The organism is Ruegeria sp. HKCCE4148, from assembly GCF_017872495.1.
Taxonomy (GTDB): Bacteria; Pseudomonadota; Alphaproteobacteria; order Rhodobacterales; family Rhodobacteraceae; genus Ruegeria.
In genome coordinates this window covers 59408-73689 of record NZ_JAEDOS010000013.1, presented here as the reverse complement: position 1 = coordinate 73689, position 14282 = coordinate 59408, and the positions used below count along the sequence as shown (strand labels likewise).

Sequence of the window (14282 nt, the reverse complement as noted above, 5' to 3'; positions counted from 1 at the left end):
GTTTTTCGGCCCGTGAATCACGCAACCAAACGGAAATCAATGGGTCCTGAGCCTAGCAGCATCCTGGATGCCGATTTGGATTTTCTTAGTGACGGGGGCATTACCGCGCTGGGATACGGAGGATCGTTGGTTGCTGAATTTAATCGTCGTTGGGCGAATGACTATGAACTCGATCTGCGATTTAGGCATACGCACATCATTCTGGAACCGCTGGACACCGATCTTGTTGGTCAGGCCGAAGCGATATCAACCGTAGCCTGGTCCCGGGTCAGAGTGCCAACGGGTGTTCGGGTGTTCTCCCAGCCCACGCGTTGGGTTGGTGAAGTATCGGCCTCTTATATCCCGGGTGATCAGGGAATCGTTTTGGACAGTGAGTGGCTTGCCCAGTTGGGCGCCGGGATTGAGCTGGACCTGTCCAAAAACGACTCTGCCTGGGTCGAAGAGCTGCGCCTTATGGCTCGTATTGCGAAAGGCGACAATATTGAAGGTTACTCAGTCGGTGTAGCCATAAAATTCTGAGATCAGGGACCTGACATTCGGAGGACTTCTGAGCTTCCGTTGGATGAAGTTCGGATTTCCTTGAAGTAGTGCCGCCCGCGGTTCGGGAGAGATTGGTACGCTCGGTTTGGACCGGCCTCCCGTAATGAGTCTGAACCGGTTTGTCTTGCCACATGTCTGTGGAATGCGCGCTTGAAACAGCCGTTACCAACACCGCAAGGGTGACAATCACCGAAATTGTCCATCTGTACGTCATCAAAAGCCTCCTTCGGTATTACCCGTATTCCAAGATGGCTTTCAGTTAGGAATGTGATGGGATTGGTGGGAGGAAGTAACATGTTGCTATACAGTAATTTACATTGGCAAACTTGATGACGTGACGATGCAGGAGAATTGCCGTGCCAGAAAAATTTGACAAAGCGGATATCCTGAAACAGCTGGAACGCATTGTAACATCCGAAGACTTTGATGGCAGCGCGAGGACAAAATCGTTTCTTGAGCACCTTGTTCACCGTGAGCTTGAAGGGCGCGGCGATGAATTAAGGGGAACCGCCCTGGCTATGGATGTTTTTGGACGAGGTGCTGACTTTGATCCCAATGTGGATCCGATTGTCCGTATCGAGGCTGTCAAATTACGCAAAGCGCTGGACTATTATTACCTGACCTCGGGGGCCAATGACCTGGTGTCTATAGCTATCCCCAAGGGGCAATATCGCCCGCAGTTTGAAAAAAATTTTGCTAAGGAAAAAACGCAAGGGAAATCGCTGGTAGACGGTGCTGGATGGCCAATTTTGGGCATCTGTGCCTTTTCCGGATCAGATACGATACGTGCCCGGTTTTTTCGCGATGGTTTTCCCGAGGAACTGGGGCTTGAGCTTGCACGATTTGCCCATATCCGCGTTCTGACGGGGTATGATGACGCGCCTTCGGACGATACTTCGGCGCACTTCATACCGCATTGTGACTATGTTCTGGATGGAACAGTGAGGGACGCCCAATCCAGCCTGCGTCTGATTATGCAACTTAAAAGAGCTAGTGATGGATCAATTTTGTGGTCTGATCGGCGCGATTTTGATCCGGACAACATGGACTGTTTTGATTTTCAGGAACAAGTAGCAAAAAAATGCGCGGTGAAAATAGCCGACGCTTACGGAGTTGTCGCCACGGATGCACCAGAGCGTTTCACAAGTCGCGCAACATCCGGGCAAAGTGCATATCAGGCTTTATTGGCTTTCCATGCTCACCTGCGTACATCCAGATCAGGCAGCTTACAGCAAATGATGAATCTTGCTCGGAATGCTACCGAAAACAATGACTCCGGAGGTTTGGCCCATGCCTTGGTTGCGCTGGGGTATGTGGAGGAAGTTGCGCTCGGCCAAAAACGCCTGAGTGCGGTATTGGAACAAGGGAAGGCCCATGCAGAAAAGGCTGTTGCGCTTGAACCACAATGTCAGGAAGCCCTGTTTGCTGCGGCTATTTACGCGCAGATGGCTGGGGACAGTCCACGGTTTGAGCGCTTGATCGGCGCCGCGATACAGGCCAATCCCAACGGTGCCTTGTTGATCGCATTAGCAGGAGCATGGTTGGCGCTTGTGAGCGACATAAAGTTGGGCGGCCAAATGGTACGGCAGGCTTTGGACATTAATCCACTGTTGCCAATCTGGACGAATATCATCCTGTGTCTCGAAGATGTCGAAAAAGGAGATTACGTATCGGCCTCAGAAAAAGTGCGCCTGATTGATGCCCGTGAACATGCAGGTGATTGGCTGTTGATTGCTGCTATTCACGGACTGGCAGGCGAGGCTGAGTTGGCAGACGATGCGCTGTCGAACTTTCCATCCGATCAATTTACGCTCGACGAATATCTTAGCGATCTCCCTTATGCAGCCGGCGTTGTGGATTTAATACGGAGAGGCACAAAGCACTTGGCTTCGGATGAGATGTGATACTAGCGGAATTGGTACTATGGCCGGACCATTAACGTGCGGGCGTCGTACGATATCCAGAGCTTGGGAACTTAGGAACAGATTATGAATTCTTCGATGGTTGAAGGTCGGCACGAGCTCGAAATTCGCGCCATGAATGTGGGAATGGTGGGAAATTTGTTCATGGCTGCGGCTGGGATTGTTGCCGCGTATTATTCCCATTCTCAGGCTATTCTGGTGGACGGGCTGTTTTCACTTATCGGCTTTACTTCTGCTGTGTTTGGAAAACGGGTGGCACGTAATGCGCAAAAGAAACCGGACAAATTTCGCCCCTATGGTTATGCTGGCGATGAAGCGCTGTTTACCACCTTCAGATCGCTGTCTTTGTTAGGATTGGTGGTCTTCGCGATTTCCAACGCCGCCCTGAGCATTGCGGGATACCTGAACGGAGAAGCCCAAACGGAGTTGGTGTTTGCTCCGATGGTTGGGTACTTTGTTGTTGTCGGTCTCACCTGCCTGCTGCTTTGGGGGTTTCACACCCGTTCGTGGCTGAAGACCGGAAAGCAAAGTGACGTTCTGCGGCTGGAAAAGAAAGCGGCCGCATTTGACGGCATCATCACCTTTGCTGCTGCAGTTGGACTTTTGGGCATTCATTTCTTCAAAGATGGTTTTCTGGCACCAATTGTGCCTGTCGGGGACTCAATCATAGTGCTTGTTCTATGTGCGACCGTCATCGTGCAATATTTCAGGGACTTTATGTCAGGCGTGCATGAATTGGCAGGGGCAACTGCGGCACCTCAGCACATTGCTGCGGCACGCAGGGCCGTGCGTGACACATTGCGCTCAGACGGGGGCACACTAATTGATCTGTCCGTATCGAAGCTGGGGCGTGGTTATACTATTATGGTTTACTATGATCCGCAGCTTCCTTGCCTGGCCGCGCGGATTGACCAGCTTACGTTGCAACTCCAAACGGAACTTTCGGCTATTTTCGAATCGCTGGATGTTATCGTGGTCGTGTCTCAGCAGGGAAGGGTTTTGGAACCTGCTTGAGCTGGAAGTTTACTGAAAACCGGCATCAAAGCTGGCTTTCAATCGGAAGCCAGCCGGAAACTTTCGCAATCAATTTGCGCCAGATCCCTGCTGATGGTTCTTGGGGCAATAGCTTGTTGCTCTTTGACGCAGTTTCTTCCCACTGTAGTTTTCCGGCTTCACTTATCGACACCTTGTAGGTGTAGACCGGTAGAGCCGCATCCAGCTGTTTCTGGATTTCTTCGGCAAGGCCAGGGCTGCGGATCAACATTCCGATTTCCGAGTTCTGCCGAACGGACCTTGGATCAACATTTGCAGATCCCACGAAAACATAAGCCCTATCTATCAAAGCAATTTTTGTATGAAGGGTCAACGGTATCTCCACACCCTCTTTCGAACGCGAAGTACTGGCACGAACCTCAAAGAAGTTTACTCCGGCCAATAACAGGCGTTTACGATACCTTGCATAATGGCCATGGGTGTAGGGATGATTGGTTGAGGCAAGAGAATTTGTCACTATCGTAACATCAATGCCGTTTCTGACCAGTTTCTCCAGATACTCCGTGCCGTACTCCTCGGGTATAAAGTAAGGGGTCACTACCGTGATACTACTTTTCGCACGTCCCAGGCTGTTATAAAAGGCATCCCCTACCGCAAAAGGCCCGATGCCAGAAGGCGTGCGAAGTTTCTTAGGATCATCGGCCACGATACGCGCGCGACCAAAGTGGACAGGCACCTGACCATTCTCGAGCTTTCTAATATACTCAGAACCCAGAGCCCGTTCATAAATAGAAACTTCTTGGTCCAGAGCGCGTGCTTGAAACTGTTCATATGCTTCGCTCAGAGGCGCAACGTCACCATCGTGTACGATGGCAAATGGCAAGGACCAGGCGTCGTTCCAATATGTGTCAAAAGTCTCGGACAATTTTTGAACAGGATAGCCAGCGACAAAGAGATCGAAATCCGCAAAGTCGTATCGCGTTCCTATGCTGAAATATTCGTCTGCAATGTTTCTGCCGCCGATGATCGCAAAACTGCCGTCCGTGATCGTCACCTTGTTGTGCATTCGGCGGTTTACTCGGGCGAAATCCAACAGGAAATTAACAGCCGCGGTACTGTTCCGGGACAGTGGATTGAAAACGCGAATTTCCACATTTGGATGTGCGTTCAAGGATGCGATCTGATCATCACGTGCTGTCGTGAAAACATCGTCGAACAGCAGCCTGATTTTCACTCCACGTTCTGCCGCGGAATACAGGGCAAGCCACATCAGCGAACCGGCCAAATCGGGCTTGATCAGAAAAGTTTGCAAGTCAATTGAGCTTTCCGCCGTTTCGATCATTCGCAATCGCGCTCCGAGCGCATTATTGCCATCGAACAAAGGTGCCATTGCCATCGACTGTCTGTCGGGACCAGTCAGATCAGACACGATTTGCTGAGCGCGGGTTCCGTCTGCTGGGATGGCACGGGAACTCAACTTCGGTGTATCGAACGGAACATAGGTACAGCTGCCAAAAATTAGCAGCAGACAACATCCAAGGAGAAGTTTTAGTGTAACCCTCATACGTAATACCTGCTAGGCAGTAGCAGCTGCGGCATGAACTTGACGGTGCTTAACCAACTTTTTTGACCCGGAGAAATCAGGCCCGAATGGTTGGAGGAATGCAAGTCTGGTCGCAAACTCAAGGTGTTTTCCGCGATCATCAAACAGCACCCCAAATTAATGTTCAGCACCCACCAGTTTGACCCTTTGAATTGGGTCGGGTCGCGAGGATAGGCTAGGACATCACCATGTCAATTGTTGCGGTTTCGGTTGTGGTTTGGGTTACGGCAGAATGTGAGAAAATGTGGACGGTGGACACAGATGCCTCCGCAACACGGTAGTACCTGAACCAACAGATCATCTTTTCACGTGTGGATTCGGGTTTTGGGAATTGTTTTGATTTGAGGGCAGTTACTTTGTTGAAGCAAACTCAAGGTCAGGCGGATCGCCGATTTTTCTCGACTAGCCAATTGGTCTCAACTATTTCATGTAGAATGGTTTTCACCTTCAGGACAGGATTACGACGTTTGTCTAACTTGGTCATATTCGACAAAGTGAAACGGGCAGCACCAGTCATGATTTTAGTCTTTGTTCTATTCACCATACTTGGAGCTTGTGAACGTGAAAGACCTAAACCGTCAGGCGAACTGAATCCTCAGAGATTGTTGGCCGCCGTAAAGAATGGGGAGGGAATTGACCCGTCGAAATACAAAGGCGACATCGAATTTCTACTGCCCAGTGAAGTCCCTGTCGGCAATGAGGTGTTTAATGTTGCATTTTTCATAGGGTTGAGCCCTGCGACCGAAACCCGCCTACGTGTGACTGCCATGGCTGACCTGAGGGCAATTCAGGCACGGTTCCCGGAACTGGCATCAGGGGTCTATGACGATAGTTGCTCGCGAGAAGTGTCGGTTAAGATCCATGAGACGGAGGCGATCGAAGATCACGTCGAATTGCGCGGATCGATGTTTGTTCGATTTTTTTCCTGTAGCCAGAATGCTTCGGGCGAAGAACGTGGAGGTCTTTGGCTGACGCAAGAAATCGACACCAAAGCCAAGGTCGAGGCTTTCGTCGAAGCACAATGTGTACGCTTTTCTGTCGTTGAGCTTGAATTGGATCCTAGGGGATTTACAGGCTTTATCGCAAAAATGTTTGGAGTAATTGAAGAGGCACGTACAGAAATTCTCGAACAAGCCGAGAACTATTTTGATGCCAACCCAATTTGCCTGACGGTTCCCAAGGAACTGAAGCCGGTGTCACCGAAAGCCACACTCGTCCGAGCGCTTGAAATTGGTGAGGGTGGCATTGGTGCTGAAATTCAGGGGTCGATCGACACGGACGCAACCACACTTGTCAACCTGCTCAGCGTAATGGAGCTGAGCGATATTATTGAGGGACAGCAATGAGGTACACACATTTTGCGGTGTTTCTCTTTGGCAGCATCGGCCTTGTTTCCCATTCCGCCGCACAGCAAGCAGAATTTGACATAGAGGACACTCTGGTCGTCGGCGCAACAGAGATTGATTACGGTCTCAACCTGATTATGACGGCGGTTTCACCAACTCGTGTTGGTGTCGAAGCCGTGCTTGACTTTAGCGATCTGCAGACCCGATTGCCTGACCTGCTAGCTGAAGAGCCGATCCTGGACTCTTGCGGCAGCCGAACCGACCTCAGTGAGTTTGTGGTTGAGGCACAAGGCGAAATTGTCTCTCTCAGTGGGAAACTTGATACTCAGTTCTTTGAATGCACCAAAACAAGGGAGAACGTCTTTGCGCGTGGCGATCCGACAGATAGGTGGATTTTTGGTTTCTCGGCTTCAGCTACAGCTCGGTTTAGCGACAAGTGTGTCACATACGAGCTTGTAGACGCAGTTGTTCAACCCCTTGAGCAATTGCGGGATATTGAGGGGTTCGTCGAAGATGTCGAGGCACTGCGAGCTATTTTGTTGGAAGTCGCCGGGCGCTTTTTAAGCGAACGACCTTTTTGCCCGGCTTTTCCCGAGGAGTTCGAGCCTTTGGATCCGGTGTATGAATCCGGCGGTCCACGTGAAATAGGAGATGGCGGTTTAGGAGCCTATCTTAAGGGATCCATTGATACCAGCACTGCTACAATCATAGGAATACTGCACGTGCTACAAGAGGAAGGCGTTATTCCAGGCCCTCCGTAACTCATATCGTGTTCGCTAAGAATATGTATTGTCTTCAAACCACTAACGATAACCGCAGTTAGCCACTATCGCTCATTCAGCCCTATCCAACGGGGATACATCACGAACACTCAATCAAAGAAAATCGCTGGTTCGAGCTATCTCTCTACAACAGAATTGTGGAAAAATTCTTTCATAGTAAGGTATTGATAAGTTGATGCACTTCGCCCCTAATCTGAAGGACCAGTCAACGCGATAGGAATTCCTGCAGTAGGCGTGCCATTGATTGCGAAGATGGACTGAACCCGTGTGAGCGAATACATGACGCAATTCAATCTCTGGAATGTGGCCAGAACAACGGCTTCAATAGTAGCTTCCGTTTTGTCTTTTGCGTTGCTTTCGTCTTTGTTTATTGAGGAGGCACGAGCACAACAATTGGATCATTTGGATCCGTATCAGCACTCAATTTCTATTTCGAGTGATCCAAGTGTACACGAAAAAGTACTCGCTCGGCATTTGGTTGCGTTGGGCGTAGAAGATCTTACAGAAATTGCCGACATTTGGCAGCGCCGCGTCCAAACTAATCTGGCTAGAATAGCCGAGGGTGTAACACGATTGGAAACCGTGGCAGATGATCAAGTCCCTGAACTTGTTGCAGAAATCAAAGCGGTAAACCAAGAGAATATAGGTTACTTTCAAAATTACATGATCGTGGTTTACGCTTTGGCCCGTAAAGGTGGGCCGGAAGAGGAAGTGAAAAAGCACGAGGACTTCATCAGAGGCTTCATAGGCGAGCTTATGCTGTCGTACCAATGGGCCACAATCGCACATCTATCGTGGGACTGGGTGCGATCTGGTAAGGGGGGGCTTAGGGCGCTAAGCGGTCTATTTCAAGCGATTGCAGTTCTTATCGCAGCTTTCATTCTCGGGAGCATTCTAAAAAGAGTGTCTGGCAGATGGCTCCGAAATCGAGATGAAGAAAATGAAATTGCGGCAGTCGTCGTGCCGAATGTTGTGCGCTGGGGCATTCTACTACTTGGATTTCTCTTAGCCCTGTGGGGGCTCGGCGTAAATATCGGTGTCACAACTGCCGTTATCGGTGGTTTTGGATTTCTGATAGCCTTCATGATGCAGAATCTTTTTCAAAGTGTGATTGGTGGTTTTCTGCTTCAAGCGACTAATCCCTATTCAAAAGGCGACGTTATTTCGATCAATCAGATCGTGGGAACAGTTATCGACGTGAATGTGATTTCGACAAAGCTCAGAACTTTTGACAATCGCCTTGTTCAGATCCCAAATCAGTCCATCTGGCAGGGGTCTATGGAAAACCTTACCAAGTACCGTGTGCGGCGCGTCGATCTTGTATTTGGGATTGGATACAAAGATGACATCGAAAGCGCGAAGGCGACCCTTTACGAAATGGTGGAAGAAGACAAGCGTTGTCTGAAAAGCCCAGAAACGCGGGTGTTTGTCGGTGAACTGGGGCCTTCATCCGTGAACGTTTTTTGCAGACCGTGGGTGCGAACTGATGATTACTGGGATGTTCTTTGGGATCTGACAGAGATTGGAAAAACACGCTTACAAAACAAAGGAATCTTTATCGCTTATCCGCAGATGGACGTGCATGTACACACCGGAGATGAGACTTCGTCTGCTGATTGAGCGAAACCAATTATGAGTTTCTCGTGCCCGATTTTACACCAGCCCGGAACCGGTCAAAAAATACTTAATTGCATCAACGATATAAGCACAACCTAAAACTCCAAACAAAAGGGGTATAAGCCAAGACGCGGTAGTGCTGATGAATCGGTTGAATGACTTTAGACTATCAACGATTGAGACCCCCATTAGTTTGTAAGCCAGCGGAACCAACAGAAATGGTATGGCGAAGGCGATATTGTAGATCAGCAATCCTACTATCTTGGACTGAACGTTAAAACGATACATTTCATTGATGAAACCAAAGTAAGGAACCGCGAACGGTATCCCAACCAAGCAGATGCTTGCGCCCATGACGAATGACGGCAGAACTCCATCTTTCTGCCGGATGGCTTCAGACTTGCCCGATTGCTTCTTCATTGAAGCATTTATGCTTAACGTAAATGCAAGTGTAAGAAAGACTATTCCCAGTAGAAACCCAATTACAAAGTAAATTGGTATCGGATTCACGAATGTATCAATGACAAAGTCTACCACCGGAGCAATGAACTCTGCCAACCCGTAAACTATCAAAACTCCAACCAAAAAATATGCAGCCGTATGCCCTAGTATCAGTGCAAGACTGCTTGCAATCGGCTTCGCGCCGGTTAACGCGATAGCAGTCGCTGCCAAAAGGACTGGGCTGACCACGTCAACAAGCAGTATAGGTATTGCAATGATCCATATATCATTCATCTAATAGCGCCTTTTGGTTTTATCGTAGCAGCGCCGCAATCGTCATTTATTGGTTATGGTCCTGACCTTAGTGTTGAGCTTTCAGGGCCAACAAGCATCATTGGTACACCGTGTTCTTTCTGCGCTCGAAGAGGGAAAGAACATGTGCCGCAATCACCATTACCAGCCAAATCAAAGACGAGCTGATATTTTCGGCAGCGGCAAGTGGCAAAACCGCAAACCCAAATAATATTGAAACGAGGTCACTTGCCTGCCAGCCATCGGAAAGGAGGTCAGGCAACAATCCAAAAAAGCTGCCGAACGCGCCTGCAATGAATGTTGACAAAAGTCCGCCAACCAATGCTGTGACCCATCCTCCAACGCCTGAACGACCAAACATTGGAGCGAGCAGAAACCCCATGAAGGCCCCACCCATGGTCATTGCGATAACATAGCGTATCACAAGCCCGAAGTTCTGTTTTGCCCAATCGTCACCCAACCCGCCGGGAAGGTCGCGAGAAAGGAAGAGCAGGAATAAACTGGCCCCAATCACGGCCATTACCAATGTTGCTGCTCGTCGTGGTGCTTTTTTTGGGGATTTTGCGACTGTCATTCAATCGGTCCAATTCGAGTGGGATTTTGAAGGGCGCGAAGGGAAGCGGCTCTGTAGTACGGTATTTTCGCAGATACTGGTCAAGCGTATCAATGTACTTGTTAGATCATACGATAAAACGTGAGCGCGAGGCTATTGGACGGGCAGGGGAAATGTATCCTTGCATAACAACCTGGAACTGTAGCGCACATATGTCGCTGTGAAATGCTCAGGCGCTGCTCAATCGTTTCAAACGGAAACAGTTGACGACCGTGGCGAGCAAGTCACCGCCTATTAACAAATAAACAAATTTGACTATGATCGCCTTACATAGGCGGCGGGGTGCTCAATTATGAAGTGGTTTTGGAATGTTCTCACATCTACAAAATCAGCATGTGCATTTTTTCGTGTTTCGACACATGTTTCGGCAGTCCTCGGCACTCTGACATTCATTGCAGTTTCGATTATCGGCGGCACGGCAGCGGCTCAATTTCCAGTTGCAGGAAGTTACGGGCTGGGTGCCGGACTGGGACAAACCTCTGCTGTTTTGCCACCCCAGGGAACCAGGGTGATCGAAAACGGGTGGATCAACTACGACATCCAACGATATGTCGATGATGACGGAAATGACATCGGTGCATCGACGCCAACAGTCAACGCGGCCCGGTTGACTTTCAGATATGTTTTTCGGGAAGTCAGGATACTGGGTGCCGATTATGGGGCAGGCGTCGTCCTGACATACAGGGATCAGGTATTACGGCCTGAACCTGGATCAGGGACAGATTATCATCTGGGAGACACAGTTATCACACCGATCGCGCTGGGGTGGCATCACAATAACTGGCACTTTCAAACGTCCTACACCTTTTGGGCCCCAACCGGAGAATTTGAAGCGGGTGGAAGCACCAACACCGGCAAGGGTCTGTGGAGCCACATGCTGTTCGTAGGATCAACATGGAAGCAGGATGCAAGCCTGCCTTGGGCGGCAACGTTTCAGGCACGTTACGAAACGTTCGGACGCCAGAAAACTACCGATATTCGCCCAGGTGACGTACTGTCATTGGAGTTTGCTTTCGGAAAAGAAGTCGCCCGGGGCTTCAATCTGGGGCTTTTAGCAGCAAGGTCATTCCAGGTTTCAAGGCAAAGCGGGACGCCCGGAGGTAATCCCTCAAAATATGAGATCAATCTGGTCGGAGCCGAAGGTGTCTGGAAACCCAAAGCCTTCCCAGGTGCTCAATTCGCTTTGCGTATAGGGAAGGAATTTGACAACCGAAACACGACGGAAGGCTTCGCGACCCTGCTGTCGCTTGCCTACGCATTTTAACCGGTGTGATGGGGTCATTTGGTAATACGTTTACCTTCATGGGCAAAATGAGATTAGATCGTGCCTGCGCGGTGACTTTGGCTATGGGTGTAGGCTCTGCAGCGACAACGCAAAGCACTGATCCAGATGCCTCAGAAGCCGCGGCACGCGCAGCATTGTCAGTTTTGAGTATTGCTGCCACGCCAAACGAAACAATGTCCTCTTTTTCTTTTCTGAGGGCGACTGGCGATACAAAAAGCCTTAGATCAACCCAGCTCCGAGGCGGGTATCACCCACTCGAAAATGGCCTATATCTTGAAGGGCTTGTGGCTTATCAGAAATACAACCCGGTGCTTTTCTTTCCAGAAATTGCACCTGGTGTCGATGTAGATGTAACCTGGGCAAGCGTGGCGGCAACCTTCGGTGTAGGCTGGGAATTTCCGTTAAAAAATGACTGGCGCATTCGTCCGGTCGGGCATGTATCACTCGGCCACGTTACGGCTGATGCTTCAATTATCGACTTCCCGTTGCTTCCAGTCAATTCGGGGTCTGCGGATTCAGTTGACGGAAACCTGAATGCACTGGGACTAGGGGCATCTGTCGCCGTATTCAAGGAAGCACAAATTGGCCTTTGGCAGGCAGAATACCGATTGCGCCAAACGTTTCTAGAGTTTCACCCAATTGACGAACCACAGGCCGGTGGGGCCAAGGCCAGCTCCAACCAAACGACGCTATTTTCTCGCCATCGCTATCCTTTGAAGGATGTCAGGTTCTTCAACTTGGCCACTCTCCTCGTTCTGGACGCTGGGCTGGTATATTATCATGGGGATGCCGCAAAGGTTCTGGACACTGATTGGTTGGCAACTGCCGGCGTCGGCATCGAGATTGACACAAGCCGAGTTGGTATTCCATCGGTGCAAGCCGGGCGGATCATGCTGAATGGTGTAATCGCCGAGGATTTTGACGGATTTTCCATAGGCTTGGGCCTCAGGTTTTAGCGTCGCGCTCAACTTCGAGCTAAAGATAATGTTCGGACGTAAGATTCCCTGATGGAATCCAAATCTATAAATCTTGTAAATTTTTTGCGATTTACCTCAGCTTGGCAGATAAAACGAAAATTTTGGCTCATTTTCGAATGAGGAACCGGATCGCCACCTCCAATATTGGATCACAGTACCTTTTAAGGTGCGTTGCCAATTGCAGATACAAAGTCGGAGCGTCAGTCATGAAGACCGAAGCGATCAGTGCCGTTGAAGTAATCAGCATGCATTTGAACAGACATTATGAAGCCGACCAACGCGCAGATGCCGTGGTCGAAATGCTTCTTGAAAATGAAATCTCCAACTGGGACTTTTGGCCCTTGTTGCAAATCTTGTGGGGTGGGTTTGAAAAAATCGACCACACTATGTTTGTTCACGCTATGGGAGCAGAAAAACGTAAGTCAAGTTGGACACCTACCGCTGAGTGGCGCCTGCTTCCCATGGAAATTTCGATATTTCGCGGGCAAAGTCTTGGTAAAGAAGTTGGACTATCTTGGACAACCAGCTTTGACGCTGCATTGGATTATGCGACCAGGTTTGGTTGTCTTACAAACAAAACTCCGGTCATTCTCGAAACCAAAATTTCAAAAAATGCAGTGGCTCTGGTCATCGATGATTGCGACCAGAACGAATTTGTTTTGTGGAAAGCGCCGCAAATTTCAGACTGCGCGATCACCCCGGTTCCGTCGATTCACTAACCTGTAAGGGGTGCGCCCCAATCGTGCCCCGAAAACTAATGTAGACGGCAATACAGGGCCTTTCAGGTTTTTTGCAGTTGAAACTGCCGCGGTGTTAAACCTGTCCAGCGCTTGAAGGCAGTTGAGAATGCCGCCTGTCCCGCAAAGTCCAGATAAAACGCAATCTCACCTATTGTGAAGCCGTCTTTCAGATATGTTTGGGCAAGATCGCACCGGATGTCATCGACAATTTGGCGAAATTTCAAACCTTGCTCGCTTAGACGCCGCGATAGTGATCGCGAGCTGAGCCCCAGATCGGTTGCTACCTGTTGTAGATTTGGAATCCGCCCCGGCAGTTCGTTCAGCAATAGGGCTTCGACCCTATTGCGGATGCCCGACTTTCGGCCCACCCTCTCTTTCAACAGGTTGTCCCCGTAATCAGTTAGATGCTTTTTAAGAGCCGGGTCGTAGCTTGGAATTGGCAGATCAAGAGATGAAAGCGGTAAGATAACTTCTGTTCTTTCGGAGCCAAAGGAAATGGCGCAGCCAGCGGCTTTTTGTATTTCGGGCCCTGCGGATTTGACTACATGCTGAAACCGAACCTCTAATGGGTAGAGTTGGGTTTTTGTGATAATGCGCACCAGAGAGATCGCCGAGAAGATAAGAAACTCGGTCCTCCTGTGAAATTTAGTGAGACCTCCGTCAACGATTTGCAGCTGAAGGGAGGCATGATTTCCCGATACAACAAGGGAATAGCCAATTGTGTCATCAATCAAAGCGCCATAATATGATGCATTTTCAATCGCTTCTCTTAGATTTTGTGAATACTTTAAGATGTACCAAACGATGTCTCGCGGTGAATTGAAATCCAATCCGGCGATCGTAGCAAAGGCTGGCATCTTTAGGTGATCGCAAGCCAGGCGGACAAACTGACCTTCTTTGTAAGGGTCAATGAGTTTCGAAGGCTCACTCAGATCGCTGCGCGTCAAACCGGAGTCCTGTAAAGCGTTTTTAAAGGCACGGGCATCTGACAGCCGTTCCTCGAACATCCTGGCAAAATGCCGTAGCCATGCGTTATCGACGCCCATGAGCATTTCCCTTTAAGTGCGCAGCGGTCCTGATGCGGGATAATACTCGATTGTTTGTGGGCGGC

Annotated in this window: 12 protein-coding genes and 1 pseudogene; 9 read left to right on the top strand and 4 right to left on the bottom strand. The window is 49.6% G+C overall.

Going from position 1 to position 14282, the window contains the following annotated elements:
• The 3 genes and pseudogenes from I9187_RS20480 to I9187_RS20470 form a co-directional block, all read left to right on the top strand.
• Nucleotides 1–519 (top strand): annotated as a pseudogene (locus I9187_RS20480) (hypothetical protein); the annotation flags it as partial.
• 377 nt (nucleotides 520–896) lie between these two features.
• Nucleotides 897–2444, top strand: a complete 1548-nt coding sequence (locus I9187_RS20475) for a hypothetical protein (protein WP_171239113.1) — start codon at nucleotides 897–899, stop codon at nucleotides 2442–2444.
• 84 nt (nucleotides 2445–2528) lie between these two features.
• Complete coding sequence (locus I9187_RS20470; RefSeq protein WP_209940314.1) at nucleotides 2529–3476, top strand: cation transporter; 948 nt, start codon at nucleotides 2529–2531, stop codon at nucleotides 3474–3476.
• 25 nt (nucleotides 3477–3501) lie between these two features.
• Here I9187_RS20470 and I9187_RS20465 read toward each other — a convergent pair whose 3' ends face one another.
• Nucleotides 3502–4884 (bottom strand): phospholipase D family protein, encoded by a 1383-nt coding sequence (locus tag I9187_RS20465; protein ID WP_171239111.1) that lies wholly within the window; start codon nucleotides 4882–4884, stop codon nucleotides 3502–3504.
• A 641-nt stretch (nucleotides 4885–5525) separates the two neighbouring features.
• On the opposite strand from I9187_RS20465, the gene I9187_RS20460 reads away from it, so the two are divergent.
• From I9187_RS20460 to I9187_RS20450, 3 genes are all read left to right on the top strand, one after another.
• A complete protein-coding gene (locus tag I9187_RS20460; protein ID WP_171126988.1) occupies nucleotides 5526–6404 on the top strand; it encodes a hypothetical protein in 879 nt (292 codons plus the stop codon).
• Nucleotides 6401–7165, top strand: a complete 765-nt coding sequence (locus I9187_RS20455; RefSeq protein WP_171126987.1) for a hypothetical protein — start codon at nucleotides 6401–6403, stop codon at nucleotides 7163–7165. The genes I9187_RS20460 and I9187_RS20455 overlap by 4 nt, the downstream gene beginning before the upstream one ends.
• Before the next feature lie 300 nt (nucleotides 7166–7465).
• Nucleotides 7466–8806 (top strand): mechanosensitive ion channel family protein, encoded by a 1341-nt coding sequence (locus tag I9187_RS20450; RefSeq protein ID WP_209509650.1) that lies wholly within the window; start codon nucleotides 7466–7468, stop codon nucleotides 8804–8806.
• 33 nt (nucleotides 8807–8839) lie between these two features.
• Here the strand turns inward: I9187_RS20450 and I9187_RS20445 are convergent, their stop codons facing one another.
• Both I9187_RS20445 and I9187_RS20440 read right to left on the bottom strand, forming a co-directional pair.
• Nucleotides 8840–9538, bottom strand: coding sequence for a hypothetical protein (locus I9187_RS20445; RefSeq protein WP_171126985.1), 699 nt, complete (start codon nucleotides 9536–9538; stop codon nucleotides 8840–8842).
• Between the two features lie 97 nt (nucleotides 9539–9635).
• Complete coding sequence (locus I9187_RS20440; RefSeq protein WP_209940313.1) at nucleotides 9636–10130, bottom strand: hypothetical protein; 495 nt, start codon at nucleotides 10128–10130, stop codon at nucleotides 9636–9638.
• A 331-nt stretch (nucleotides 10131–10461) separates the two neighbouring features.
• On the opposite strand from I9187_RS20440, the gene I9187_RS20435 reads away from it, so the two are divergent.
• The 3 genes from I9187_RS20435 (at nucleotide 10462) to I9187_RS20425 (ending at nucleotide 13150) form a co-directional block, all read left to right on the top strand.
• Nucleotides 10462–11433: a transporter gene (locus tag I9187_RS20435; protein WP_209509651.1), complete on the top strand. Its 972-nt coding sequence runs from the start codon at nucleotides 10462–10464 to the stop codon at nucleotides 11431–11433.
• Nucleotides 11434–11738: 305 nt separating this feature from the next.
• Complete coding sequence (locus I9187_RS20430) at nucleotides 11739–12410, top strand: hypothetical protein (protein ID WP_348540164.1); 672 nt, start codon at nucleotides 11739–11741, stop codon at nucleotides 12408–12410.
• Between the two features lie 227 nt (nucleotides 12411–12637).
• On the top strand, nucleotides 12638–13150 hold the full coding sequence (locus I9187_RS20425; RefSeq protein ID WP_209509652.1) for a hypothetical protein: 513 nt from the start codon (nucleotides 12638–12640) through the stop codon (nucleotides 13148–13150).
• A 62-nt stretch (nucleotides 13151–13212) separates the two neighbouring features.
• Here I9187_RS20425 and I9187_RS20420 read toward each other — a convergent pair whose 3' ends face one another.
• Nucleotides 13213–14217, bottom strand: coding sequence for an AraC family transcriptional regulator (locus I9187_RS20420; RefSeq protein ID WP_171126980.1), 1005 nt, complete (start codon nucleotides 14215–14217; stop codon nucleotides 13213–13215).
• Nucleotides 14218–14282 lie beyond the last annotated feature (65 nt).